The organism is Bartonella grahamii ATCC 700132 (assembly GCF_000518085.1).
Lineage (GTDB): Bacteria > Pseudomonadota > Alphaproteobacteria > Rhizobiales > Rhizobiaceae > Bartonella > Bartonella grahamii.
Genome location: NZ_KI912377.1, coordinates 98,852 through 122,779, shown reverse-complemented (window position 1 = coordinate 122,779; position 23,928 = coordinate 98,852). Strand labels below are relative to the sequence as shown.

22 protein-coding genes, 2 tRNA genes and 5 pseudogenes are annotated in these 23,928 nt (G+C 37.6%); 19 read left to right on the top strand and 10 right to left on the bottom strand.

Going from position 1 to position 23,928, the window contains the following annotated elements; all coding sequences use genetic code 11:
• Positions 1 to 233 precede the first annotated feature (233 nt).
• The gene (locus tag U736_RS0109370) at positions 234 to 461 is read right to left on the bottom strand and encodes a hypothetical protein (RefSeq protein WP_425290141.1); all 228 of its coding nucleotides are present in this window, start codon (positions 459 to 461) and stop codon (positions 234 to 236) included.
• On the opposite strand from U736_RS0109370, the pseudogene U736_RS12950 reads away from it, so the two are divergent.
• From U736_RS12950 to U736_RS11385, 5 genes and pseudogenes are all read left to right on the top strand, one after another.
• Positions 408 to 777, top strand: a pseudogene (locus tag U736_RS12950) (hypothetical protein); the annotation flags it as partial. The gene U736_RS0109370 and the pseudogene U736_RS12950 overlap by 54 nt on opposite strands.
• A 578-nt stretch (positions 778 to 1,355) precedes the next feature.
• Positions 1,356 to 2,086: pseudogene (locus U736_RS11595) on the top strand (antA/AntB antirepressor family protein).
• A 32-nt stretch (positions 2,087 to 2,118) separates the two neighbouring features.
• On the top strand, positions 2,119 to 2,361 hold the full coding sequence (locus U736_RS11395; protein WP_244395795.1) for a hypothetical protein: 243 nt from the start codon (positions 2,119 to 2,121) through the stop codon (positions 2,359 to 2,361).
• Positions 2,362 to 2,424: 63 nt separating this feature from the next.
• Positions 2,425 to 3,459: pseudogene (locus U736_RS11390) on the top strand (major capsid protein).
• Position 3,460: 1 nt separating this feature from the next.
• Positions 3,461 to 3,811: pseudogene (locus tag U736_RS11385) on the top strand (hypothetical protein); the annotation flags it as partial.
• Between the two features lie 33 nt (positions 3,812 to 3,844).
• Here U736_RS11385 and U736_RS0109335 read toward each other — a convergent pair.
• Positions 3,845 to 4,930, bottom strand: coding sequence for a hypothetical protein (locus tag U736_RS0109335; RefSeq protein ID WP_026500731.1), 1,086 nt, complete (start codon positions 4,928 to 4,930; stop codon positions 3,845 to 3,847).
• A gap of 383 nt (positions 4,931 to 5,313) precedes the next feature.
• Between U736_RS0109335 and U736_RS12610 the strand changes: the two are divergent.
• The 4 genes and pseudogenes from U736_RS12610 to U736_RS0109310 all read left to right on the top strand — a co-directional run.
• Positions 5,314 to 5,424, top strand: a pseudogene (locus U736_RS12610) (phage antirepressor Ant); the annotation flags it as partial.
• A gap of 57 nt (positions 5,425 to 5,481) precedes the next feature.
• Positions 5,482 to 6,012: a hypothetical protein gene (locus U736_RS0109325; protein WP_026500730.1), complete on the top strand. Its 531-nt coding sequence runs from the start codon at positions 5,482 to 5,484 to the stop codon at positions 6,010 to 6,012.
• Positions 6,009 to 6,236 carry a hypothetical protein gene (locus U736_RS0109320; protein ID WP_015856477.1) on the top strand — a complete coding sequence of 76 codons (228 nt, stop codon included), beginning with the start codon at positions 6,009 to 6,011 and terminating at the stop codon, positions 6,234 to 6,236. Before U736_RS0109325 ends, U736_RS0109320 begins: the two co-directional genes overlap by 4 nt.
• 131 nt (positions 6,237 to 6,367) lie before the next feature.
• Complete coding sequence (locus U736_RS0109310; protein WP_015856478.1) at positions 6,368 to 6,580, top strand: hypothetical protein; 213 nt, start codon at positions 6,368 to 6,370, stop codon at positions 6,578 to 6,580.
• 254 nt (positions 6,581 to 6,834) lie between these two features.
• Here U736_RS0109310 and U736_RS0109305 read toward each other — a convergent pair.
• The 5 genes from U736_RS0109305 to U736_RS0109285 form a co-directional block, all read right to left on the bottom strand.
• Positions 6,835 to 6,911: transfer RNA gene (locus tag U736_RS0109305), tRNA-Arg, on the bottom strand.
• A gap of 39 nt (positions 6,912 to 6,950) precedes the next feature.
• Positions 6,951 to 7,256, bottom strand: a complete 306-nt coding sequence (locus U736_RS0109300) for an ETC complex I subunit (RefSeq protein ID WP_015856479.1) — start codon at positions 7,254 to 7,256, stop codon at positions 6,951 to 6,953.
• Between the two features lie 89 nt (positions 7,257 to 7,345).
• Positions 7,346 to 7,422 (bottom strand) — tRNA-Pro (locus U736_RS0109295).
• A 669-nt stretch (positions 7,423 to 8,091) separates the two neighbouring features.
• On the bottom strand, positions 8,092 to 8,781 hold the full coding sequence (gene hdaA / locus U736_RS0109290; RefSeq protein WP_026500728.1) for a DnaA regulatory inactivator HdaA: 690 nt from the start codon (positions 8,779 to 8,781) through the stop codon (positions 8,092 to 8,094).
• A complete protein-coding gene (locus U736_RS0109285; RefSeq protein WP_015856481.1) occupies positions 8,778 to 9,989 on the bottom strand; it encodes an AI-2E family transporter in 1,212 nt (403 codons plus the stop codon). Before U736_RS0109285 ends, hdaA begins: the two co-directional genes overlap by 4 nt.
• Before the next feature lie 158 nt (positions 9,990 to 10,147).
• On the opposite strand from U736_RS0109285, the gene purM reads away from it, so the two are divergent.
• Together purM and purN are read left to right on the top strand one after the other, a co-directional pair.
• Positions 10,148 to 11,239 carry a phosphoribosylformylglycinamidine cyclo-ligase gene (gene purM / locus U736_RS0109280; protein WP_026500727.1) on the top strand — a complete coding sequence of 364 codons (1,092 nt, stop codon included), beginning with the start codon at positions 10,148 to 10,150 and terminating at the stop codon, positions 11,237 to 11,239.
• Complete coding sequence (gene purN, locus U736_RS0109275; protein WP_015856483.1) at positions 11,236 to 11,847, top strand: phosphoribosylglycinamide formyltransferase; 612 nt, start codon at positions 11,236 to 11,238, stop codon at positions 11,845 to 11,847. Before purM ends, purN begins: the two co-directional genes overlap by 4 nt.
• Before the next feature lie 285 nt (positions 11,848 to 12,132).
• Here the strand turns inward: purN and U736_RS0109270 are convergent, their stop codons facing one another.
• Positions 12,133 to 14,667: a response regulator gene (locus U736_RS0109270; RefSeq protein WP_026500726.1), complete on the bottom strand. Its 2,535-nt coding sequence runs from the start codon at positions 14,665 to 14,667 to the stop codon at positions 12,133 to 12,135.
• Between the two features lie 212 nt (positions 14,668 to 14,879).
• On the opposite strand from U736_RS0109270, the gene U736_RS0109265 reads away from it, so the two are divergent.
• Positions 14,880 to 15,356 carry a flagellar biosynthetic protein FliO gene (locus U736_RS0109265; RefSeq protein WP_015856485.1) on the top strand — a complete coding sequence of 159 codons (477 nt, stop codon included), beginning with the start codon at positions 14,880 to 14,882 and terminating at the stop codon, positions 15,354 to 15,356.
• A gap of 52 nt (positions 15,357 to 15,408) precedes the next feature.
• Here U736_RS0109265 and dksA read toward each other — a convergent pair whose 3' ends face one another.
• Positions 15,409 to 15,825 (bottom strand): RNA polymerase-binding protein DksA, encoded by a 417-nt coding sequence (gene dksA / locus U736_RS0109260; protein WP_015856486.1) that lies wholly within the window; start codon positions 15,823 to 15,825, stop codon positions 15,409 to 15,411.
• Positions 15,826 to 16,138: 313 nt separating this feature from the next.
• Positions 16,139 to 16,672 carry a flavin reductase gene (locus U736_RS0109255; protein WP_026500725.1) on the bottom strand — a complete coding sequence of 178 codons (534 nt, stop codon included), beginning with the start codon at positions 16,670 to 16,672 and terminating at the stop codon, positions 16,139 to 16,141.
• A gap of 146 nt (positions 16,673 to 16,818) precedes the next feature.
• Here U736_RS0109255 and rpe point away from each other — a divergent pair, with 146 nt between their 5' ends.
• The 7 genes from rpe (at position 16,819) to purL (ending at position 23,871) form a co-directional block, all read left to right on the top strand.
• Entirely contained in the window at positions 16,819 to 17,505 is a 687-nt protein-coding gene (rpe, locus tag U736_RS0109250; protein ID WP_015856488.1) for a ribulose-phosphate 3-epimerase, read from the top strand.
• Positions 17,505 to 18,812 carry an adenylosuccinate lyase gene (gene purB, locus U736_RS0109245; protein WP_015856489.1) on the top strand — a complete coding sequence of 436 codons (1,308 nt, stop codon included), beginning with the start codon at positions 17,505 to 17,507 and terminating at the stop codon, positions 18,810 to 18,812. The genes rpe and purB overlap by 1 nt, the downstream gene beginning before the upstream one ends.
• A 69-nt stretch (positions 18,813 to 18,881) precedes the next feature.
• On the top strand, positions 18,882 to 19,430 hold the full coding sequence (locus tag U736_RS0109240; RefSeq protein WP_026500724.1) for an RBBP9/YdeN family alpha/beta hydrolase: 549 nt from the start codon (positions 18,882 to 18,884) through the stop codon (positions 19,428 to 19,430).
• A gap of 173 nt (positions 19,431 to 19,603) precedes the next feature.
• Positions 19,604 to 20,368 carry a phosphoribosylaminoimidazolesuccinocarboxamide synthase gene (gene purC, locus U736_RS0109235; RefSeq protein WP_015856491.1) on the top strand — a complete coding sequence of 255 codons (765 nt, stop codon included), beginning with the start codon at positions 19,604 to 19,606 and terminating at the stop codon, positions 20,366 to 20,368.
• Positions 20,369 to 20,447: 79 nt separating this feature from the next.
• Entirely contained in the window at positions 20,448 to 20,687 is a 240-nt protein-coding gene (gene purS, locus U736_RS0109230; RefSeq protein ID WP_015856492.1) for a phosphoribosylformylglycinamidine synthase subunit PurS, read from the top strand.
• 11 nt (positions 20,688 to 20,698) lie between these two features.
• The gene (gene purQ / locus U736_RS0109225) at positions 20,699 to 21,370 is read left to right on the top strand and encodes a phosphoribosylformylglycinamidine synthase subunit PurQ (RefSeq protein WP_015856493.1); all 672 of its coding nucleotides are present in this window, start codon (positions 20,699 to 20,701) and stop codon (positions 21,368 to 21,370) included.
• Between the two features lie 290 nt (positions 21,371 to 21,660).
• Positions 21,661 to 23,871: a phosphoribosylformylglycinamidine synthase subunit PurL gene (gene purL / locus U736_RS0109220; protein ID WP_026500723.1), complete on the top strand. Its 2,211-nt coding sequence runs from the start codon at positions 21,661 to 21,663 to the stop codon at positions 23,869 to 23,871.
• Positions 23,872 to 23,928: the final 57 nt, after the last annotated feature.

Sequence of the window (23,928 nt, the reverse complement as noted above, 5' to 3'; positions counted from 1 at the left end):
GCGTGACATCATCTTTAAGCCTTGATAGGTCTCTATCATCTCGTGAAGGAGTTGTTGTTCTTTTTCTGTAAGATCTTTATCTTTGCTGCTTCGTTTCTTGACCATCTTTCCAACCACATAAATGGGCTCCCTGCTTGTTATGCTTCAAAATATCTCTTGCAAGGTTGGAACTGATGACCGCAACATCCTGATTATCCAGATAAATGGGCAACCAGCCACCACAAGAAACTGACCTATTTGCCGCGCACCCAAAGAGAAAGTTCAGAGCGCACACCAACATCACTTTTTTGATTAACTTCATTTTCTACCTCAAGACGTATTGTTGCTGTCTTTAAAGCATTCTCTTTTTGCTTTTTCCGTTCGCTTTGCTTGCCAAGGTGAAACGCCTTGGCTAAAGCCGCTATAAAGCAAAACTTCTCGAGACAGATATCATTGGTTCTGGAACACCGATACCTCTTAATTTTTTCAAGCAAAAAAAAACAAAACGCGGCGTAACTTACACAATGTTTGGAAAAGAGAAATCTTACCTCATGGTTTTATCAAGGGTGGGAGTTTTCCAAAGCGTGTTGATTTTAAAAAGATGAAGAATAATGTTTTTCAAAGGGTAGACGGAGGTAAATTCCCCATTGCAAAACAAGAAGAATCATCAATTGCTGGAGTGATGTCCAAGCCAGAAATCACAAATTCTATCGCACAATATGCCAGTGAAAGATTAACTAAAACATACAGAGACAACTTGAACGTCAAGAATACGCTGCTAATAAGAAAGCTAAATAATGTTCTCAAGCTTTATCTACCTATCCCATATCCTTATGAGTTTATGCATTACACACTTTGATTGCAATTTTAAAAACAAATTATCGCTTATGTTTTGTTTTTTTATAAAAAAGTCAATAAAATCAATATAAAAGATACTTCCCAGCGAGTTAGCTTCGTTACGGGGCAGGCTGCGTAAACTATCGCTAGCGACAGAATTTTCAAATTAACTGTACATTGTACACTTAACTCATTGATAAATAATGATTTCAATATGCACACTGTACAGTATATAATTATTTTGAGATGGAAATTATTTTTATTCTCGACATTATTGCGTCAATGTATATTTTCGAATCAGGTTCCTAAGAAACACCTTAAATCGATAGCGGATAGATTACCGACACAATCTCTTCTCCGCACATTAGGGACTTTAACTCATTATATGCTACATGCATATAATGGATTTGTCGGGTGTAGTTACGCTATACAATACTCTTTATGGGGAAAGCATAACGACGGACTATCGACCGTCTTTCTTAGCGCCCAGCATTCTTCTGGAATATCAATAAGAAACCTCTAATCGATAGGAGTTCACTATGAACACTCTTATAGAAATTAAAGAACGGGTTATTGATAGAGAAGCTGTTCAAACCATCAATGCTCGTTATTTGCATGCATTTTTGGAAATTACATCAAAATTTGCAAACTGGATTAAAAATCGTATTAAAGAATGCAAATTTCGAGAAAATATAGACTTATAGTTTTTTCTAAAAATTTAGAAAAAGGGGGGCGTCCAAGCATGGAATATCACCTCACCTTAGACATGGCAAAACACCTTTCAATGATCGAGCGTAATGATAAAGGTCATCAAGCAAAAGAGTATTTTATCGAATGTGAAAAGCTTGCAAAACAAGTAGCGACACCGCAAATCGATTACTCCAAGCCCGAAGCATTACTTGGCGTCTTGAATCATCTACAAAATCAAATCGAACAGAAAGATAGCATCATCGCAGAATGGCACCCAAAGCAGACGCGCTTGAGGATTTAAAGCCTTCTGATGGTTTGTTCGGTCTTATTGAAGCGGAAAAATTCTTGAAGTACGACCAAAGGACTTAACAGATTACTTGTATAAACATGATTGGGTGTATCGCCGTGTTCCAAGTGGTCCATTATTACCTATCAGGATAAAATCAAGAAAGGATTTATGGATTATCCTGCTATCACTATTCAAGGACCTGATGCTACAGAAAAGATACTGCCTTCAACAAAAATTACACCAAAAGGATTGGCATGTTTGAGAGAACAAATCTTTGGGGGTGTGCAATGAAGGTAGATACCAACTTTTTATGTAATTTGTGAATGGCTTTGTTTCAGTTTGTCAATTGTGAATATGTAGATAACAAAAATTGTAGTACTCTGGTTGACATTATGGGTGTGGTAGAAAAAGCTTTGATTTTAAAACTTCAAGATGAGGTACCGAATATTACAAAGCTTCTAGCAGTTCTTAAAGACTTTGGAACTTCAGAACTCCCGCATAGCATGAATTCGTTATTGCAAGCTTATGCTCCTACTTTGGAGAGCCCTGTTGTGGAAGCTGCTTAGCAAAAACATAACTCCCCTCTCCATTCTCAAAAATGGGGAGGTAGTTTAAAGATCAAGTTTTGAATGGGAGCCATTGAAAACTATGAGTTTCAACCTGGTCTTGTAAGCTCTCTTAATCTTTTTGAGGAAGTTGAAACGAGTACCACAGTGGTTGGGATTGAACGACGTGATAATACATTTTCGCTTATTCAAACCAGTAAACGTGGCGCACCTTTGGCAGAAGGTGATAGAGAGGGTCGTAATCTTCGGTTTTCAAAACAACACGAATTGCCAAAAGTGATACCGTAAAATCAGAAGAAATCCAGAACCGTCGTGAATTTGACACAGAAGATCAGTTAGAGACAGCAATGAAATATATTGCCAGAAAACAAAAGAAACTGATTTCTGAAATCGAATTGACATGGGAAAATATGCAGCTTGGCGCTGTTCAAGGTGTTGTCCTTGATACTGATGGTTCCGTAATTGTCGATTGGTACAAGGAATGGGAAATCACACCATCAAAGCCCATTGACTTTAAACTGAATGTTGAGACAACCAATGTTGCTGCCCATGTTGATCGGGTCATTATGAGGATGATTGAGGCTTCAAAAGGAGCATTTTCTGATCGTTCACGGATTATTGGGCTTTGTGGAAATGAATTCTTTTCCAAGTTGAAAAACCATAAAACAATTCGGGAAACCTATTTAAACACAGCCTTAGCACAGACACCCGATAGCGCCGGAGGTGTTGCAACACCAAGCGCTCTTGGCTCGGGCAGCTTTGGCAGTTTTGACTTTGCAGGTGTCACTTTCATTAACTACCGGAGTATTCACAACTATAATGTGAGTGCGAAGGCTGTAACAAAGCGCGCCATAGGCATTAAGCCTGATGAATGTCAATTCTTTCCTGTTGATGCGCCTGGTGTATTCCAAAAAACCTTTGCACCACAGGCCAGGGGAAAGCTTGGATTTTGCCAACACCGTTGGAAAACCTCTCTACACCATGCTAATCGTCGACCACGACCGTAATGCATGGGGAAAACCGGAGGTCTATAGCTATCCGCTTTACATCTGTACACGCCCAGAAATGCTGTTTAAAGCCGTGATTGGAGCGAAATAACATGCGATGGCACGGGCTGCTAAACCAAATGGTTAAAGATGTGCGCAACACTTTTGGGCAGCCCATCATCTACACGCGAAAGGACAACCAGCAATCTTTTCGTATCACAGCGATTTACACCATTAAGCATTCGGAATCGGATGCTGGTGGTAGAATCCCTACGACAATTGCAAGAAAGGAACTTGATCTTTGTATCAATGATATTGGGGGGTGCCACCAAACCCTCAAGATAGTGTTATTGTGATGGATCCTGAAAACAGCAAAGCTCCCCTCTTCCCAAGAGCACTTCGTGATCACAGATGTCCAAGCCTCAGAATCTAGTATGTATAAGCTTATCTTGCGGGAGATAAAAAATGGACGTAACTTTATCTTGTGTGTTAAAAAATCAATAAGGCTGCCCAAGAGCCCGGATTACTGCTGCAAACCTTGGATTTGGAATGGCACTAAATCGGTAATTCCATGGTGCGCCAGCACGGTGACTGATGTGACATCTTTGGTATGTTATAGTGACTGATGCAATTCCTGCCCAAGTAGTCCTTTCATTATCTTCAGGGCTTTCAAATACAATAGCTTGGTTTGTTACTAAAAGACGTCCTAAAGCTGGAGTCTTTTCGCCAATATTGAAGGTAACGCGTTCTTGAACTCCCAACAGTTTTTCATTTTTTGCTAAACGATAATCATATTCACTTGCGTCAAGTTCTTGAAACATTTCACATGCTTCCTCAAAATTAGAGGGAGGAATATCTGATTGCCACAAAGCAACTTCTTGCTCAAAGTTTTTTTCCTTTTTCGCCTCACGATAGGCAATAATAACAAAAATTAAAACAATAAGAATGGGTACTAATAACCATGGTGTAATAGTTACTGTTACCACAATGCCTCCACTCAACAGAACACAAAGGAGAAAGATCTGTACCCTCTTTTCTAACCGTTTTTTTTCAAGTTCCGGCGACATTTTATTAACAACTGATAAATCAGAAGAAGGGTGGATATGGGGGGGAGGCATTAAAACCTGCTCTGAAACTTTTTCTTTAAAACGTTTTTTGCGTTTATCTTGCCAATGAACAAAAATAGACAAAGCAATAAATGCAAAGAAAATTAACCTGAACCATCCCCAAAAACCTAGACCATCATTTTCGTCTGACTTTTTGTCTTGAACATGGATACTTTGCTTATCAGTATTCTCAGGTAGTACCTGTTTCACGCTTTCATTTTGAGTAGCAACATATATTAATGAAGTCGAGGAGGAGGAAAAAATTTCATTATTGTATGTAACTTGATCTGGTTCAATTGTGTGAAAAAAAAACGCACCTAATATTGCAGAGCCGAGAAATAATAAAACTCCAATACCAAGAGTTTTCAGTCCGTTTTTCCGCCATTTTTTTATACACACTAAAACAAGTCCGACAACCATCGCTGGAAATGATAACAAGCATAAGATCACCGCAATTGTATCAAGCGTATCGAGCATTATTTCCCCCTCCACTATAAATAAAAAACTAAGCCGAAAAATTTAAAGTGAGTCGACAAATAAAGTAAAGATGTGCTTATAATTTTTAGAAAAAAGTGATATTGCTGCGTGACATTATTACAGCGATATGAATAATCGAATCAGGTGCCTAAGAAACACTTTAAAGCAACTAGTGAACGGATTGCTGGAACAATATCTTCTCCGCCAATTAAAGTTTTGACTCGTTGTATGTTACACGCATATAATAGCTTTGTCGGGTATAGTTACACTGTACAAGACCCTTTACGGGGAAAATATAACGACGGGCTAGTTGCCCATGTTTCTTAGCACCCAGAGCTCTTTTAGAGTGTCATTAAGAAACATCTAACAACTAGGAGTCCTTTATGAACACCCTTATAGAAATTAAAGAACAAATTATTGAGCAGGATACAGTTCAAACGATAAATGCTCGTGAGTTGCATGCATTTTTGGAGATAAAATCCGATCTCATTGATAGCTTGTGAAACGGCATCAAAAGCCAATGGAATGCTCTGTCTGAATGGTTTAGCGGCATGATAAGCAAATTAATCAGCTGGATGCCTAATTGGATGAAAAAAAAGCTAGGCTTTAATGTTTCAATCAACAAAACTTCAACCCAGACCATTAAAACCCTTACCGATGAAACCAATGCACGCGCAAAAAGAATGCTGGATACAGTAGTGGTTACAAATACCCCACCTGAAAAACGCAAGAGTGGTTTTAATACAAGTGTCATTGAAACAGGACAAATGCAGGCAACAAATAAAGTGGGTGCCTTTAAAGCCCCAAAGCCCATTACGGTTCACAAATCTGTTGAAGTAGACGCCCATGTAACCATTACAAATCTAAATATTTCAGTACCAAATGGTCTCAAGGACGAAATCAGAGACGCTTTCAATAAAGCACTTGATATGTCTTATGGGGTTCCATGGGTGGAACAAGGGCTTGGTGGCTTGTTAGCAGGCAATGGACCAATCCAATGGGCTTTGGCAACCATTATGATTTTAGCCGCATGTGCTGGTATTTTCTTTGTTGCTAAACGCTTTCAGGAGCATCGTCTATGATCTTATGGATAAAAAGAAATCTGATGGTAACAAGCGCGGCTTTAGCCGCTTTTTTTATTGCATTAGCTAGAGCATTTACTCTTGGTAAAAAGAGTGAACAGCAAAAGCAAACAGAAAAAGCTTTAAAAGCAGCCACAACACGGCTTGAGGTGGAAAATGAAGTTAATCAAAAAAGTGATGCTGATGTGCGTGCTGCTCTCTCTGATTGGTTGCGCGACAAATAAATATGTTTCTTCTTGTGTTGGCTGGTTGCCAATTTATTTAAGCCGGCAAGATCTGAATGCCATCAGTTCAAACTTAGCAAGAGAAATCTTAAAGCACAATAATCTAGGTGAACGCGTGTGTAGGTGGAAACATGGCTAGAAAAAAAACACAAGACGATATAGAGCTTACAGAAGCAGAAAAAGAAATACTTCAAGAAATCATCATGACCTACAAAAGTGTAAAAGTGATGTCTCGTTATACGAAATGGATTGTACTCATTATACTCTTATTAGCGCTTGATTTTTCACGTATTATGGATGCGTTTGTAAGTATTTTTACACAAAAACCAAATATCCGACTCTAAACATACTCTGAGACGCGCGAAATTCTTTAGAAAATGATTTCTTAATTTTGCTCGTCTCATGGAGGCGATAGAGAATGTCTTCGCCCATTTAAAATAGTGGTTCTCAAACAAAAAATTATTAGAGAACGTTGGAGGAAACAGATGAGCTTTGTAAAAGTATGTTGGAAAATCCTATTCCCGAACTTTTGTTAATGTTCCCGAACCTTAAAAAAGATTACAAAGAATAAATACGTTATACATGGATAAAAACTGGATGGTGATCCCGACAGGATTCGAACCTGTGACCCACGGCTTAGAAGGCCGTTGCTCTATCCAGCTGAGCTACGGGACCCAACTGATTATTTTCTCAATTCAAAATAGCATCTTTAATTCAATGTGTCCAAGAGTGCTGCCGATCACTGCGAAAATTATCAGAATAAGAAATAGCACGTCGAATCGACGTACGTTTCTTTTCTACACGGTAAGAGATAGCATTCTTACGCGCAAAAGCAATCGCTTCTTCCTTCCTATTAAATCTGATCCTTACCTGATTATTCATATCAGACGTTGCCGTGTACCCCATAAGAGGTTCAAGCATTTTTGCTTTCACCGGCTCATACTCTAGAATCCAAAAACCTGTATTCCCCTTACCTGACTGCATAGCTGTCTTAGCAGGACTATAAATACGTGCGATCATGCCTTTTTCCTTCAGATTACACAACGCTTGAATGATAGTTTTCCACCACACGTATCCAATTGGGTCATTCTCACACACTTAATCAAATATGGTCGGAGCGATAGGATTCGAACCTACGACCCCCTGATCCCAAATCAGGTGCGCTACCAGGCTGCGCTACGCTCCGCCATTTACATTTACTTGATGCACATTTCCTAAAATTTTCACAACAGAAGTGCAAGAGAAAAACACACTTTTTTTTAATTTTGTTGCATTTCTTTACAAAAAAGCACGTTTTAAAAATTTTTTCCCTACTCAATAACATATTTATTGACAAATAATAGAAAACAACCTCCGTAAAGAATCCAATCTATATTAAAAAAATAATGAATTTCTCTGTAAGGATTTCATAATTTTCATCCTGCTTTAAGCAAACTCTCACTGTATCAAAACGCATTCTACAGATACAATTTTAGAAAAAAAAGACTTAAATATCATAGAAAAACTTTCCAAAAGAGAACACAAGCCAAAAAATCAGCTGTATTAAGCTTTTTCCCCTCTTTTTCTATCTTGCAAAGAACTCTTTTATTAAAAATCCTAGAATCTTCTACAATCCAAATCCATAAACAACAAACATTTTTTCAAAGCACGAAAGTTTCAAATGCAACGATGGAAAAAAGTCAACATCATACAATAAAATCTCAAAGCTATTTAAGATAAACACATGACTAAAGTAAAAAATACTATTTTTCACTCTTAACAGATATCAAAAAAGAAGAAAATTTAAATGACTTGTCTTGCCACATATTGAAACGATAATAGAAGGACAGAATAAGTAAGCCATGATAGGGAGTATTTACGGATTTCTTCTATTCAAAACTTCAGCAATAACAGCACGTGTTATTTTTCTTTTTCTTTGTAATGCCAACTGATCAACAGAATCAATAACACGCTTCAATGAAAATAAAGAACGTTCACAACGACTTACAAGATAATAAACCGTGTCTGGATGTACAATAAGTTGCCTATCGGAAAAAAGCTTAAATGCAACAGCTGTTAATAATGCATCATCAGGCTGATTAATTTCAACGAACATCACCGAATTAAGACGACTTTTTAGATCATTTAACTTTAAATTCCAAGCGGAAGGAAGTGTTCGTGCCGTCATCAATAAAGTAGCTTGTCGTGCATCAAGATTTGCTTGCTTAATACTGTTAATTAAATGAAAAAGTTCTGTCTCATTAATTTCACCTGCACCAATATCCTCTATTAAAAATGATCTGCCTAAAGAAGCCATAGTAACAGCCTGATCAATTTCATTGTGCTGAATCCTGAAAGCATCTGCTTTTTGGAGCCATATATTAGAAAAATGCGTTTTCCCAGATCCTTCTTTTCCAACCAAAACTGCAATAGGTAAGCTCCAATTGGGCCAATGATCAATAAGCTGAAAAGCCATACGATTGCTTTCCGTTACCACTAAATCCTCAAATTGAAAAATCGGATCATAAGGAAAATTTAAAGATAATTGCGTTTCACGCCCATTCATTTTAGCGGCTCCGAATTTCCCCTTCGCGAATACATCTGAGAACTAAGATAAGTATGAAGAGCAAAACGAACTAAAACGCCAACAGCCGCCGCCGCAGGAACAGCAACAAGCATACCAGTAAAACCAAAGAGTGAAGAAAAAGCAAAAAGTGAAAACATCAACCATACGGGATGTAATCCCACTGATGAACCTACAAGCTTGGGTTGAAGAATATAACCTTCAATAAATTGACCAATTAAAAAAAGTGCCATCACAACGATGATTCCTCCCCAATTATTGGGATAAAACTGGACCCATGCAATACCAACAGAAAGGACCAAACCACTCATTGTGCCGATATAAGGAACAAAGCTAATAAGACCAATAAACATACCAATCAAAAGACCAAAATTGAGTCCTGCAATCGTTAAACCAATAGCATAATAGCCTCCCAATATAAGACAAACTGTTCCTTGTCCACGAACAAAGCCTGCAATAGCTCTATCCATTTCATGAAAAATACTCCGAACGGTTTCAAGATGATCACGCGGTATTAACGAATCAATTGCTGTTACCATACGCGGCCAATCTAATAACATATAAAATGCCACCACAGGTGCCACAACAAATAGGCTAACGATATTAACGATAGATTTTCCTGACTTTAAAAGTGAATTCAAAAGAGACGTAATAAAATCAGAACCTTCTCCCAAAAATCCTTTAATATTATTCCGTAATTCATTTGGATCACTTCCAAAGTAGCGCCTTATCCAATCAAAATCATGCTCAACAAAAAAGGTTTGAATACGATTAATATAAACAGGTAAACCATCACTCATAAATTGCTGTATTTGCCAACTAATAACAGGAATCAAAATAACTAAAGCAGCAACAAAGGTAATAACAATAAATAAGGTAATGAGGACAGTCCCAAACACACGGCGAATACCAAATCTTTCAAGTAATTGAACAATAGGATTGAGAAAATAAGCCAACACAATCCCTGCCACAAAAGGAAGCAAAATCGATCCAAAAACAAACATAAAAAGAACGAAAAAAATCAGCGTACTAAGCCAAAAAAAGATTTGCCTTTTCATATTATTCGGCAACGGTAATTGAGTATACGCTGGCACATAAGTCTTATAACGATCACGAGATGTATTCTCACCCACTTTCTTTCTCATAAGTTGCCAAGAAGACTGTCCGTGATTATCTGATATCTTGCTCATAAAATATCCTAAAAAATTCTTCACAAAAAATTATAAACATCTTCTAAATAAGGTACAAGAAAAGTTGCTTATTTTCTTATCAATATCTCTTGCAGAGAGAACTCTATCATGGCATTGCATAATGTCAAAACCTGATTTTCCATTAAAGGAAGGCTCCAATGAGCAATCAAGATCTTACAAATAATAAATCCAAAGTTGGTCTTACCTACGCAAAAGCCGGTGTAAACATCGATATGGGTAATGCCATGGTAGAAAAAATTAAACCCTTTATACGCGCGACAAAACGAGCCGGAGCAGATGCAGAAATTGGCGGTTTTGGCGGCCTTTTTGATTTAAAAGCAGCTGGTTTTACGGATCCTATCCTAGTAGCAGCCAATGATGGTGTGGGAACAAAATTAAAAATTGCCATTGAAGTAGGTCACCATAACACTGTAGGTATTGATCTTGTAGCTATGTGTGTCAATGATTTACTCGTACAAGGGGCTGAACCTCTCTTTTTTCTGGATTATTTTGCAACTGGAAAGCTTGACCCAGAACAAGGTGCTACAATTGTTTCTGGTATTGCCGAAGGATGTAAACAAGCCGGTGCTGCGCTTATTGGAGGAGAAACTGCAGAAATGCCAGGAATGTATGCAGAGGGAGATTATGATCTAGCCGGTTTTGCTGTAGGAGCATGCGAACGCAGCAAGCTACTCCCTTCAAAAGATTTAACAGAAGGAGATATTATATTAGGTCTAAGCGCCTCTGGAATTCATTCCAATGGCTTTTCGCTTGTTCGACGAATCATCCAGCAACATGATCTCAAATGGAATGACCCTGCCCCTTTTGCCCCCGAAAACAGCCTTGGTGTAGCACTTCTTACACCAACACGCATTTATGTAAAATCGCTTCTTCCCATCATGCAAAAATACGAAGGGATTAAAGCTCTTGCTCATATTACGGGTGGAGGCTTTCCTGAAAATATTCCACGTGTTGTTCCATCTTCTCTCTGCGCTGAAATTAATCTTTCTACCATCAATGTTCCAGCAGTATTTTCATGGATTGCCAAACAAGGTAAAATAGAAGAAACAGAAATGTTAAGAACATTCAATTGTGGTATTGGCATGATCATTATCGTAGCACAGCATGCAGCTGAAACAATTACGCAAGCTCTTGAAAGAAAAGAAGAGAATGTAACTCCACTTGGCATTTTAACAAAACGCCAAGATCAAAATAAAGGAATACTTTATAAAGGGGTACTGCATTTATGAAAAAACAAATCGTCGTTTTCATTTCTGGTAATGGATCCAATATGGTCGCCCTTGCTCAAGCTAGTCAGCAAAAGGAATATCCTGCTGAAATCGTCGCAGTTATTTGCGATAATCCACGTGCAAATGGTATTGAAAAGGCGCAAAACCATAACTTACCTATTCATATTGTTGATCGCAAAATTTACAAAACAAAAGAAGAGCATGAAGAAAGTATTTTTACGATTTTAGATCAATATAAACCGGATTTTCTCTGCTTTGCAGGGTATATGCGCCTTATCTCACCACGTTTTGTAAAACTTTACGAAGAACGAATTTTAAACATTCATCCTTCTCTTTTGCCTTCATTTAAAGGCTTAAACACACATGAAAAAGCTTTACAAGCAGGCGTAAAAATCACGGGTTGCACTGTTCACCTTGTTACAGAAGACATGGATGCAGGAAAAATCCTTGCCCAAGCAGCTGTTCCAGTCTATCCCCATGATACTGCTGAGAGCTTAGCACAAAGAGTTCTTAAAGCAGAGCATAAACTCTACCCCGAAGCCTTAAAAGCATTTATTGAAGGGAAGAGCAAAATGGTAGATATGCAGCAACAACTTTTATCTTTTTGAGTGTATCAATAATCTATTAATCAGCATTTTTCAATGTTTTATACATAATTTGTGCTCAGTGTCTATAATTGAAAATCTCTATTAAATGTTGACGTAATAGAGTCTATCTCTTCATAAATTTTTGCGCAGAATGTGTGATTTTTTAAATTTTAGTTAATTTTTCAAATTCTTCTTCTTTATTCAGTTCTATAACATAGTTATAAGCTCTATTTATCAAAATACTCTCGTATTTCGCCTAAAAAATCTTAAAATACGCAATTTTTCTATTGCATAAAAATTTTTTCCTCATGACGAAAGTGTTTCTTTAACTGTTAGAGCTAACTCTTTGAGTGTAAAAGGTTTAGATAAAAAACCAAAAACAGCATCTTGTGGAAGATTTTTAGCAAAAGCATCTTTTGCATATCCAGAAACGAAAAGAAATTTGATATCAGGATAGTTTTTACGTACTTCCTTCAATAAAGTGGGCCCATCCATTTCTGGCATCACCACGTCAGAAACAATAATATCAACAGCTCCTTTTTGTTCCTCAAGAATAGAGAGTGCTTCCACCCCACTCGCTGCCTCTAAAACCGTATATCCTCTCATTTGAAGAGCTCTTACCCCCCCCATTCTAACCGCATCTTCATCTTCAACCAATAAAACAGTTGCAGATCCTGTTAAGTCTATATTTTTATCTTTCTCTTCATCTTTTTCAATTTTTTGAGAAGTTTCTCCTTTTATATTGGGGATATAACGGGGAAGAAAAATATGAAATGTTGCTCCTTCACCTTCTTTACTTTCACAATAAATGTACCCACCACTCTGCTTGATAATTCCATAAACCATTGATAAACCAAGTCCTGTTCCTTTTCCAACTTCTTTTGTTGTAAAAAATGGCTCAAACATTTTTTCTTGTATAGCAGCAGATATACCAGCCCCTGTATCTGAAATAGTCAATTGCACATACTCACCAATTGCTAAACCAAGATGATTAAATTCAGCACTTTGTTGCTTTGTAATATTGTTTGTCGCAATCGTAACAATACCTCCATCCAACATGGCATCACGCGCATTAATAACCAAATTCATAATAACACGCTGAAAAGATGCCTGATCAACTTCAACGCTCCACAAATCTCTTCCATAGATAATTTTTAACTGAATATTATTTCCCAAAAGTGGTACAATAAGATTGCGAATATCTGATAAAAATTCAGTAAAATCAACTTCTTCAGGTCGAAGTGTTTGCTTTCTAGAAAAAGCTAATAATTGCTGTACAAGAGCAGCTGCACGATTAGCATTATTTTTAATATTGATCAGATCAGCATGAGCCGGATCAGAACTACGATGCGTATTTAAAAGAAGATCACACGACATTAAAATTGCTGTTAAAACATTATTAAAATCATGAGCAATGCCGCCAGCCAATTGTCCAACAGCTTGCATCTTCTGACTTTGCATCATTTTATCTTCAAGCGTTTTTTGTTCGGTTGTTTCAATCACAGAGATAATAAGCAAATCTTGCAATGCATCACCATGATAAGGCGGTACAGACATAATATGGAGCCGTAAATGGCATTCTTCATTTTTTTCTAAAACAGTTTCTAGAGAAACAAAATAATTTTTATTTGTCGCAATTCTCTGAAAAGAACGCTCTAACTGCACACAATCACGACGAGAAACAACATCATAAAAATTAACAGCTTTGTCCACACATCCCGTGAGTGATGAAAAAGCTTTATTCATATGGACCAATTGCCCTTCATGATCCACCACGGCTATTGCAAAAGGACTCGCATCAAAATATTCTCCTAATATAGTGGGTAATTTTAATTGATCGTCCTCTTCTTTTTGTATTTGTTGTGGAATGATCATAATGCGATAAACGGCTTCCTCTTCTAAGAGAGAAGAAACAGAGATAAGACAATGGAATATTTTCTCACAAGTCGCTTGTGAATTTAAACATAACGAAAACTTATAAGGTAATGAGTAACCTGAACTTTGATATCTGTTGGTTTGCAAACAGATATCACTCCATGAGCTCTTAGCGCCAACGCTATCAAATAACGAATCAAAATTATATTGACCAACTGAGAAACTCGCTAAATCAATTGAAAACCATTCGGCAAAAACCGCATTAGCATAAAGAATAGTTCCTTGTGTATTAACTGATACAAAACCAATAGGAGCTTGATCCAAGTGATTGATAGCCTCTTGAAGGTTCGAGAAAAAAACTTCTCGCGTTTGTTGTAAATGCGAAATATCAGCAATACGCCAAAATAAAAGCTTTTTTTTCTGTTTTGTGATAGGTTGAACGGAAATATTATACCAAACAGATTTTTTTGGTGTAGCATCGGTAAAAATTGGTTGTTCTACTCTTAATTCCTCTCGCGCTGCAAGATTATTACAGGCTGCAACCTTTAAGCGATACGAAAGTGCGCCAGCTCCTGGAAGATCAGCAATAACCATATAACAAGACACTTCAGGCTTATAGGTCAGAATTTTTCGATAGTTTTGATTAGAATAATAAACAAAACCAGAAAGGTCAGAGATTACAATTACATCATCGCTCCCATTAAAGATGCTAAAATCAAAATCTTCATGCAACCACACATGGTATCTTAAAATTCCCATTCCACACAAAACAAGTGTTGCAACGCCGATAATTGCTAGAATCAAAAAAGATATCAATATAGCCTTTTGCAAATAGCTTTGTGGATAAAAAAAACCTAAAATACCCACAATGAAAAGAGAAATTAATATAAAAACAACACTAAAAATCACAACTCTTCGATGAACAGAAGACGCTGATCTTTTATTATTATCAAAACCTTTATCCATCTCTCATTGCCTTAGATTTAGTTGTTTCTTATATCACAAAATTTCCTTTATATTCATTGTTATAAAGTATATACTATGATATTATCTCTCTAAGAAAGCTCACTTAATGTTAAAAAGTTTATTTCTTGTATTTAAGTGAACCTTTTAAGGGTGTGTTTATAAATTTATCTCGATAAAAAACGATATTTTCACACAAAAATGGGAGAAAATCTATGTATATCTGGTTATCAGAGCAAATAGGTGTATCTGCTGCGAAAATAACGATAAGCTTTTTGTTTTTTATAATAACAATCGTTGCTATTACCATAATTATCTTGTTTTTACGTCGTTTAAGTACGAGAAGATTCAGCATTAATAGAAAAAAAAGTCTATCACGATTAGCATTATGTGAAGTAATTTCTATAGATCGAGCACGCCGCCTTGTTTTAGTCCGTTGCGATAATAAAGAACATTTGCTCCTTATTGGTGGATTAACAGATGTGGTTGTAGAATCCGATATTACCGGTACATCAAAAATACAAAAGGGAGAAACGCTCACACATCCAAATTCCGCCCCTACAGAAAGAAACGATATACCGGATAAAAATCCCTCTCCTTTTACGAATCAAGCGGTAAAAGATTCAGCAATTACCGCCGAAATTGAGGGGCGGCAAGAACCATCTTTATTCATTCCTACCCCTCAAAAATAAAAATATACAATTTTATCACCACGAGTTTTGTTTGTTTATCATTTCAATGACCTTAATCATCGCGATAAACTCTTTCACGTCGTTCGTGACGTTCTTGCGCTTCCAACGACAAAACGGCTATTGGCCGAGCCTCAAGACGCTTTATACTAATGGGTTCGCCGGTTTCTTCACAAAAGCCATATGTCCCATTATCAATGCGCTCTAAAGCAGCATCTATTTTTGAAATAAGTTTCCTCTGACGATCCCGCGCACGTAATTCGATTGTACGATCAGTTTCACAAGAAGCCCTATCAGTCAAATCAGGTTGACCAACATTCTCTTCCTGCAAATTTTCCAAAGTCTCACGAGCTTCTTTTAATATATCATTCTTCCAAGAAACCAATTTAGCACGAAAATACGCCTTTTGCCGCTCATTCATAAAAGGCTCATCTTCACTAGGGCGATATTGACCATCAATCTCTTCGCTCATGCAATAAAAAACCTCCACATATGCTATGTGCGGTCTATATATTGTGCAATACCCATCAACACAAGAGTAAAATGTTTTTTCATAACAATCTACAAATATGTCTAAATACACTGTTTAGATTTGATCGCTTTTCTATGTAGGTTGGATTCTTGATCAAATCTCATCCAGAACATTTTTCTTGCTTACTGAGAAACTTCAAAAAGAAGGAAATCTAATATCAGATATCAGAGTCATCACTCCCCTGCTTTCTCATCGTTTAAAATCTAAATGAAGCAACAATAAATCATTTCAGCAATGCAAAAAAATAAAATCTTTATAAAGGCAAAGTGTGATATTCACGTTTCAAATACATCAAAGCATCTTTTTCTTTATTACAGTTGATTGCAACAACCTCACCAATCAAAACACAATGGGTTGCGTGCTCGTGCCAACAAATCAAACGACAATCAAACGACGCTAGAGCGTCTGAAAGACTAGGCGCCCCCGTTTGCAAAACTCCCCATTGAGCAGCATCAAAACGCTCATTTTGTGTAAGAGTGCAACACCTCGAAAAAACATCCGCTAATGAACGATGTTTTCCTGCCAAGCTATTAACACAAAAATTTCCATTCTCCATAAACACCTGATTCTTTAAATTATGGCGCATGAGACAAACAAGAAGGGTTGGAGGATTATCAGATAAAGAACAACACGCCGAAACAGTCACCCCGCGTCTTCCCTTAATGCCATTTGTTGTCACAATATGCACAGCTCCTGCAAAAAGACTCATGGCATCTCGATATTCTTGGGAAGAAACCGCAATATTATGTTGAAGTTCAGGCATCAAATATGTTTTATGATTCGACATATCTTTCACTTATAAAGCTTTAAAATTTCAAGCGATCTTTCCATAACAAAGACCTATAATACATATTTTTTCTTTTCCGTCATAACACAAAAGATATTTGTGTATACACAGCGATATGATAAAAACAGCCAATCAAGGAGATTTTAATGCCCCATTCTCATCTCATTTCGCCTTCACTCTTGGCTTCTGATTTTTCTAAACTTGGACAAGAAATGTTAGATGTTGTTGATGCTGGTGCAGATTGGCTTCATCTTGATATCATGGATGGACACTTTGTTCCTAACATCACCTTTGGTCCTGAAATAGTCAAGGCTCTGCGCCCATTAACCAAAGCAACATTTGATGTCCACCTGATGATCGCACCGGTAGACCCTTATTTGGAAGCTTTTGCAAAAGCGGGTTCAGATATTATAACCATTCATGCTGAAGCAAGTCCACATCTTCATCGTTCATTACAAACAATAAAAAAAATGGGAAAAAAAGCAGGAATTGCACTCAATCCAAGCACCCCTGAACATGTACTTGAATATTTGCTTGATCAATTAGATCTCATTCTCATCATGACGGTTAATCCCGGTTTTGGTGGACAAAGTTTTATTCCAGAAATAAAAGATAAAATTAAGCGCGTTAAAAGCATGATTGCAAACCGCCCTATTGATCTTGAAGTTGATGGTGGTATCACCGTTGATACAATTGGGATAACTGCAAAAGCTGGTGCAAATGTATTTGTCGCAGGCTCTGCAATTTATAAAAACGGAAATAAAGAGCTTTACAAAACACGTATTAATGCATTGCGCCAAGCCGCAATCCTCTCACAAGAAGGAAAAAAATAATGATCGCACGTTATTCCCGCCCTGCAATGGTAGCAATTTGGTCTCCAGAAACAAAATATCGTATTTGGTTTGAAATTGAAGCCCATGCCTGTGATGCCCTTGCTCACTTAGGGATTATTCCGAAAGAAGCCGCCAAAGTCATTTGGGAAAAAGGGGCAGTAGCTAAATTTGATATCAATCGCATTGATGAAATTGAAGCAATTACCAAACATGATGTTATCGCATTTCTGACCCACCTAGCTGAATTCATTGGACCAGAGGCACGTTTTATCCACCAAGGCATGACATCATCTGATGTTCTAGATACAACGCTAAACATTCAATTGATGCGTGCTAGTGATATTTTGCTAGAGGATATAGATCAACTTCTTGAAGCATTAAAAAGACGTGCTTTTGAGCATAAAGAGACAATCACCATTGGGCGGAGTCATGGCATTCATGCTGAACCGACAACATTTGGAATCAAGTTTGCTCTCGCATACGCTGAATTTTCCCGTTGTCGCAAACGTCTTCTTGCAGCACGAGAAGAAATTTCTACTTGCGCAATTTCAGGAGCTGTAGGAACTTTTGCAAATATCGATCCCCGCGTTGAAGAACATGTAGCAAAAGCCTTGAGAATGCGTGCTGAACCGGTTTCCACTCAAGTAATACCAAGAGATCGTCATGCTATGTTTTTTGCAACACTTGGTGTTATTGCTTCCTCTATTGAAAGGTTAGCAATAGAAATACGCCATTTACAACGAACAGAAGTTCTTGAAGCAGAGGAACATTTCTCACCTGGGCAAAAAGGTTCATCGGCAATGCCTCATAAACGTAATCCAGTTTTAACAGAAAATTTAACTGGATTAGCCCGCATGGTACGTGCATTTGCACTCCCAGCCATGGAAAATGTTGCACTTTGGCATGAACGTGATATTTCCCATTCATCTGTTGAGCGTTATATTGCTCCAGATGCGACTATTACACTTGATTTTGCTCTTTCTCGCCTCACATCTGTCATTGAAAATCTCATTGTCTATCCAGAAAATATGCAAAAAAATCTCAATAAATTCCGCGGTCTTGTTCACTCACAACGGGTGCTTTTAGCACTCACGCAAGCAGGAATCAGTCGTGAAGATTCTTATCGGATTGTACAACGAAATGCGATGAAAGTTTGGGAACAAGGAAAAGATTTCTTAGAAGAACTCCTCAACGACAAAGATGTTACCAAAGCTTTAAGTGAAGAAGAACTTCGTGAAAAATTTGATCTTTCTTACCACACCAAACATATCAATACGATTTTTAAACGTGTTTTTGAAGAACAATAAAGGCGACATAGAAAACCCAAATCTATTCTACCTATGATCAAAAATCTATTGTAACAAAGAAAACAATTCATGAAAGCAAATCAACTCGATATTCTTATTGTTCCTGGCTACAAAGGATCTGGTCCAGATCATTGGCAAACACGCTGGGAAAAAAAATTGTCGACGGCCCGCCGCATTGAACAACTCCATTGGTCAAAGCCTGTTTGTGAAGAGCGGGTTAACAAAATTAAAACTGCCATCGCAAAAGCTCAAAGGCCTGTTATGCTTATTGCTCATTCATTAGGAGTTCCCAGCGCTATTCATGCAACTGTACAAAATACAGAAAAAATTTGCGGCGCTTTCTTTGTTGCACCTCCAGATGTCTCCAATGAGAAAATACGTCCCAAACATTTAATGACATTTGGCCCCTATCATCGTCAAAAACTGCCTTTTCCTTCTATTGTCGTAGCCAGTCGCAACGATGAGTTTTGTCAATTCTCAGTAGCAGAAAAAATTGCCAATGATTGGGGATCACTCTTTGTTGATGCTGGGTATTCTGGCCATATTAACGCAGAATCCGGACACGGACCTTGGCCTGAAGGGCTTATGGTCCTTTCTCACTTTCTTGCAAAAATTTGACCAAAGAGAGGTAATCTTCTTTCTCATCACTTATGTATCTTCACCTTTGGGTAGACGTGTAATGACAAAAATTATAAAAGTATCATAGCAATATCATTGAGAAATTCTATCAATTAGGATAGTATCATTTACCAATGTTATTAAAAACCTCTCAAGATAAATAGAGAATCATGATGAATCGTCGCCACCGTATTTATGAAGGCAAGGCTAAAATTTTATATGAAGGACCTGAACCAGGAACTTATATCCAATTTTTTAAAGATGATGCAACTGCCTTTAATGCAAAAAAACATGAAATTATCGACGGAAAAGGGGTTTTAAACAACCGAATTTCGGAACATATCTTTAGCCATCTTGGGCGTTTGGGCATCCCAACACATTTTATCAAACGTATAAACATGCGCGAACAGCTTATTAAAGCAGTGGAAATCATTCCGTTGGAAGTTGTTGTTCGCAATGTTGCTGCCGGCTCTCTTGCTAAGCGTTTAGGACTGGAAGAAGGAACCCCGCTTCCGCAATCCATCATTGAGTTCTACTATAAAAATGATTCTCTCGATGATCCTATGGTAACGGAAGAACATATCACAGCTTTTGGGTGGGCTGTCCCACAAGAGATAGAAGATATCATGCAACTTTCAATTCGTGTTAATGATTTTCTTTCTGGGCTTTTTGCCGGTGTTAACATCCAATTAATTGATTTTAAAATGGAATTTGGTCGCCTGTGGGAAGATGAAACAATGCGCATTGTTCTTGCTGATGAAATCTCACCTGATTCTGCACGACTATGGGATATGCACACACAAGAAAAAATGGATAAAGACCGTTTTCGTCGTGATATGGGTGGGCTTATTAATGCCTATCAAGAAGTTGCCAAACGCCTTGGTATTATGAATGAAAACGAACCAACACGACCAAGTGGTCCCGTTCTCGTAAAGTAAAAACAGGGCAAAAAAACATCACCTTATATAAATACCCCTCTTCAAAGGAGAGGTTCTTTTAACAAGCAGGAAGCAAAAAATGAAAGCACGCATTACAGTTACTTTAAGAGAAAGCGTTCTTGATCCACAAGGAGAAGCAATTGTCGGTGCTTTAAAAAGTTTAGCTTTCGAAGGCATTCAATCCATTCGTCAAGGAAAGGTTTTTGATATTGTTCTTGATGATCTACCTTCTGAAACCGCAAAGAAAAAACTTGTACAAATGTGTGAAGAGTTACTCGCAAATACTGTCATTGAAAATTATACAATCGAACTTTTTTAAGTGGAACGCTCATGAAAACTGCCATCATTCAACTTCCTGGATTAAATCGTGATCGAGATATGGTTGCAGCATTACATCATATAACGGGAGTTGAGCCACTAAAAATTTGGCAAACAGAAACAACAATTCCAGATGTAGATGTTATTATTATTCCTGGTGGTTTTTCCTATGGCGACTACTTAAGATGTGGTGCTATTGGAGCGCGAACGCCCATCTTAAAAGCCATTCGTGAAAAAGCACAAGAAGGTACTACAATAATAGGTATCTGTAATGGATTTCAAATTTTGTTGGAAGCAGGATTATTACCTGGAACTTTAATGCGTAACGCTTCTTTAAAATTTGTTTGTTGTGAAATCAAACTTGAAGTCGTTAACGCCAAGACAAAATTTTCTCGATATTATTCTAAAGGACAAATTATTCGTTGTCCTGTTGCCCATCATGACGGAAATTATTTTGTTGATAGTGAAACATTAAAGCAAATGGAAGACAATGAACAAATTGTTTTTCGCTATGCAGAAAATACAAACCCGAACGGCTCAATGAAAGATATTGCTGGTATTGTTAATAAAACTGGTAATATTCTTGGTATGATGCCCCATCCTGAAAATTTTATTGAACCCGCCCACGGAGGTACTGACGGTCGTTTACTTTTTCAAAGTGCTTTAGAGTTAGTAAATGGATAATGCTGCAAAAATACTCGCGCTCCATGATTGTCAAAAATAAGGATCTATACTATTCCTCGCATCGTAAATCTATGAACAAAGCTCTTCACAAACAACAATGGATATCATTTTCTAAACACATAAGTATTTAAGACCATTTTAGTCTTAAATCCCACCAAACAAACGAACAAAATCTTCAGCTTACTATCTATAACTATTTATTATTAAACAACATTATTGCTTATAATATAAGCTACTAGATTAAAAAAATAAAAATGCTAAATTTCGATTAATTTAACGGATAAATACTCATGAAGCCTTGCAATAACATCACTATTACACCAGAACTCATTGCACAACACGGGCTAAAAGAGGATGAATATCAACGTATCCTGACGTTAATCGGTAGAGAACCAACATTTACTGAACTAGGAATTTTTTCTGCAATGTGGAACGAACATTGTTCCTATAAATCATCTAAAAAATGGCTAAAGACTCTTCCGACAGAAGGAAAATGTGTCATCCAAGGACCCGGTGAAAATGCTGGTGTTGTCGATATTGGCGAAGGGCAATGTGTTGTTTTCAAAATGGAAAGCCATAACCACCCTTCTTATATTGAACCTTATCAAGGTGCAGCGACAGGTGTTGGTGGTATTTTACGTGATGTCTTTACAATGGGAGCCCGTCCTGTTGCTGCTATGAATGCATTGCGATTTGGTGCTCCTGATCACCCAAGAACACGCCATCTTGTTTCTGGTGTTGTTTCTGGAATTGGTGGTTACAGCAATGCTTTCGGCGTTCCAACTATTGGTGGAGAAGTAAATTTTGATGAGCGTTATAATGGCAATATCCTTGTTAACGCTTTTGTCGCCGGTATTGCAAAGACAAACGCCCTTTTTTATTCTAAAGCGCAAGGTATTGGACTCCCTGTTGTTTATCTTGGTGCAAAAACAGGACGTGATGGTGTCGGTGGAGCAACAATGGCTTCTGCTGAATTTGATGATTCAATCAGTGAAAAACGCCCAACTGTTCAAGTAGGTGATCCTTTTACAGAAAAATGTCTTCTTGAAGCATGTTTAGAGCTCATGGAACTTGGAGCCGTAGTTGCTATTCAAGATATGGGGGCAGCAGGACTCACCTCTTCTGCCGTTGAAATGGGTGCAAAAGGAAATCTAGGGATACAGCTTAATCTCGATACAGTTCCTGTTCGAGAAGAAAACATGAAAGCCTATGAAATGATGCTTTCTGAAAGTCAAGAGCGCATGCTCATGGTTCTTAAACCAGAACTAGAAAAGCAAGCAGAAGCAATTTTTCATAAGTGGGGGCTGCATTTTTCTATCATTGGAAAAACAACCGATGATTTACGTTTTCGTGTATTTCATCAAGGAGAAGAAGTTGTCAATCTTCCCATCAAAGAGCTTGGTGATGAAGCGCCTGTTTATGATCGTCCTTGGAGTGAACCGGCCAAAAAAACACCCTTGAAAGCAGAAGACGTCAAAAAGGTTGAAAATCTTGGTGATGCGCTTCTATCCTTATTGAATTCTGCTGATCAAAGTTCACGGCGATGGGTTTATGAACAATATGATACCCTTATCCAAGGAAATAGCCTTGTTTGTCCAGGAGGTGATGCAGGCGTTATCCGTGTAGGAAACAACAGCAAACGTGCTCTTGCTTTTTCTTCTGATGTAACACCTCGTTATTGTGAAGCAGACCCTTATGAAGGAGGAAAACAAGCTGTCGCAGAATGCTGGCGAAATATTAGTACGACAGGTGCAACACCACTGGCTGCGACAGATAATCTCAATTTTGGTAACCCTGAAAAACCTGAAATTATGGGACAGCTGGTTTTAGCTATTAAAGGTATAGGAGAAGCTTGTAGAATCCTCGATTTTCCTATCGTTTCAGGCAATGTTTCTCTTTACAACGAAACAAATGGGGAAGCCATTCTTCCAACCCCCACAATTGCTGGTGTAGGACTTCTTAATGATTGGTCTAAAATGGTAACAATAAGTGGTATGCAAAATGGAGATATTCTTGTTTTAGTAGGAAATTGCGGCTCTCATTTAGGACAATCAATTTATGCACGTAACATTTTAAATATTGATGCAGGTGCCCCCCCCCCTGTAGATTTACAACTTGAAAAAAAGCATGGTCAATTTGTTCGAGATGCCATTAATAGCGGTTTTATTCATGCTGCTCATGACATTTCTGACGGAGGATTAGCGATAGCACTTGCCGAAATGGTGATTAAAGCAGGTAAAGGAATCAAAGTAACGTTAAGCAACAAATCACCCCATCATGCAGAACTTTTTGGAGAAGACCAAGGACGTTATCTTTTAGCCGTCAAACCTCACTCTCTCAATAGTCTTAAAGAGCGCGCACAAATCAATACAGTTTCTTTAACAGAGTTAGGTCAAGTTGAGGGAACTTCTCTCATTATAGATGGGATATTAACACTTTCAGTAGACAAACTCACAAAAGCCTATGAAAACTGGTTTCCACAATTTATGGGTGAAGAGTAAAAATTGTTTTTTTCTCTTAAACAGCCTTTATAAAAAATGAATAACATAGGAGAATAA

Bases quoted from the DNA above. Each gene is read 5' to 3' on its own strand.
- purB (WP_015856489.1), top strand. From the start codon at position 17,505: ATGATCGCACGTTATTCCCGCCCTGCAATGGTAGCAATTTGGTCTCCA.
- U736_RS0109320 (WP_015856477.1), top strand. From the start codon at position 6,009: ATGATCTTATGGATAAAAAGAAATCTGATGGTAACAAGCGCGGCTTTA.
- rpe (WP_015856488.1), top strand. From the start codon at position 16,819: ATGCCCCATTCTCATCTCATTTCGCCTTCACTCTTGGCTTCTGATTTT.
- U736_RS0109255 (WP_026500725.1), bottom strand. From the start codon at position 16,672: ATGTCGAATCATAAAACATATTTGATGCCTGAACTTCAACATAATATT.
- hdaA (WP_026500728.1), bottom strand. From the start codon at position 8,781: ATGAATGGGCGTGAAACGCAATTATCTTTAAATTTTCCTTATGATCCG.
- purS (WP_015856492.1), top strand. From the start codon at position 20,448: ATGAAAGCACGCATTACAGTTACTTTAAGAGAAAGCGTTCTTGATCCA.
- purC (WP_015856491.1), top strand. From the start codon at position 19,604: ATGAATCGTCGCCACCGTATTTATGAAGGCAAGGCTAAAATTTTATAT.
- U736_RS0109300 (WP_015856479.1), bottom strand. From the start codon at position 7,256: ATGATCGCACGTATTTATAGTCCTGCTAAGACAGCTATGCAGTCAGGT.
- U736_RS11395 (WP_244395795.1), top strand. From the start codon at position 2,119: ATGGCTTTGTTTCAGTTTGTCAATTGTGAATATGTAGATAACAAAAAT.
- dksA (WP_015856486.1), bottom strand. From the start codon at position 15,825: ATGAGCGAAGAGATTGATGGTCAATATCGCCCTAGTGAAGATGAGCCT.
- purQ (WP_015856493.1), top strand. From the start codon at position 20,699: ATGAAAACTGCCATCATTCAACTTCCTGGATTAAATCGTGATCGAGAT.
- U736_RS0109285 (WP_015856481.1), bottom strand. From the start codon at position 9,989: ATGAGCAAGATATCAGATAATCACGGACAGTCTTCTTGGCAACTTATG.
- purL (WP_026500723.1), top strand. From the start codon at position 21,661: ATGAAGCCTTGCAATAACATCACTATTACACCAGAACTCATTGCACAA.
- U736_RS0109310 (WP_015856478.1), top strand. From the start codon at position 6,368: ATGGCTAGAAAAAAAACACAAGACGATATAGAGCTTACAGAAGCAGAA.
- U736_RS0109265 (WP_015856485.1), top strand. From the start codon at position 14,880: ATGTATATCTGGTTATCAGAGCAAATAGGTGTATCTGCTGCGAAAATA.
- U736_RS0109270 (WP_026500726.1), bottom strand. From the start codon at position 14,667: ATGGATAAAGGTTTTGATAATAATAAAAGATCAGCGTCTTCTGTTCAT.
- U736_RS0109335 (WP_026500731.1), bottom strand. From the start codon at position 4,930: ATGCTCGATACGCTTGATACAATTGCGGTGATCTTATGCTTGTTATCA.
- purN (WP_015856483.1), top strand. From the start codon at position 11,236: ATGAAAAAACAAATCGTCGTTTTCATTTCTGGTAATGGATCCAATATG.
- purM (WP_026500727.1), top strand. From the start codon at position 10,148: ATGAGCAATCAAGATCTTACAAATAATAAATCCAAAGTTGGTCTTACC.
- U736_RS0109325 (WP_026500730.1), top strand. From the start codon at position 5,482: ATGATAAGCAAATTAATCAGCTGGATGCCTAATTGGATGAAAAAAAAG.
- U736_RS0109240 (WP_026500724.1), top strand. From the start codon at position 18,882: ATGAAAGCAAATCAACTCGATATTCTTATTGTTCCTGGCTACAAAGGA.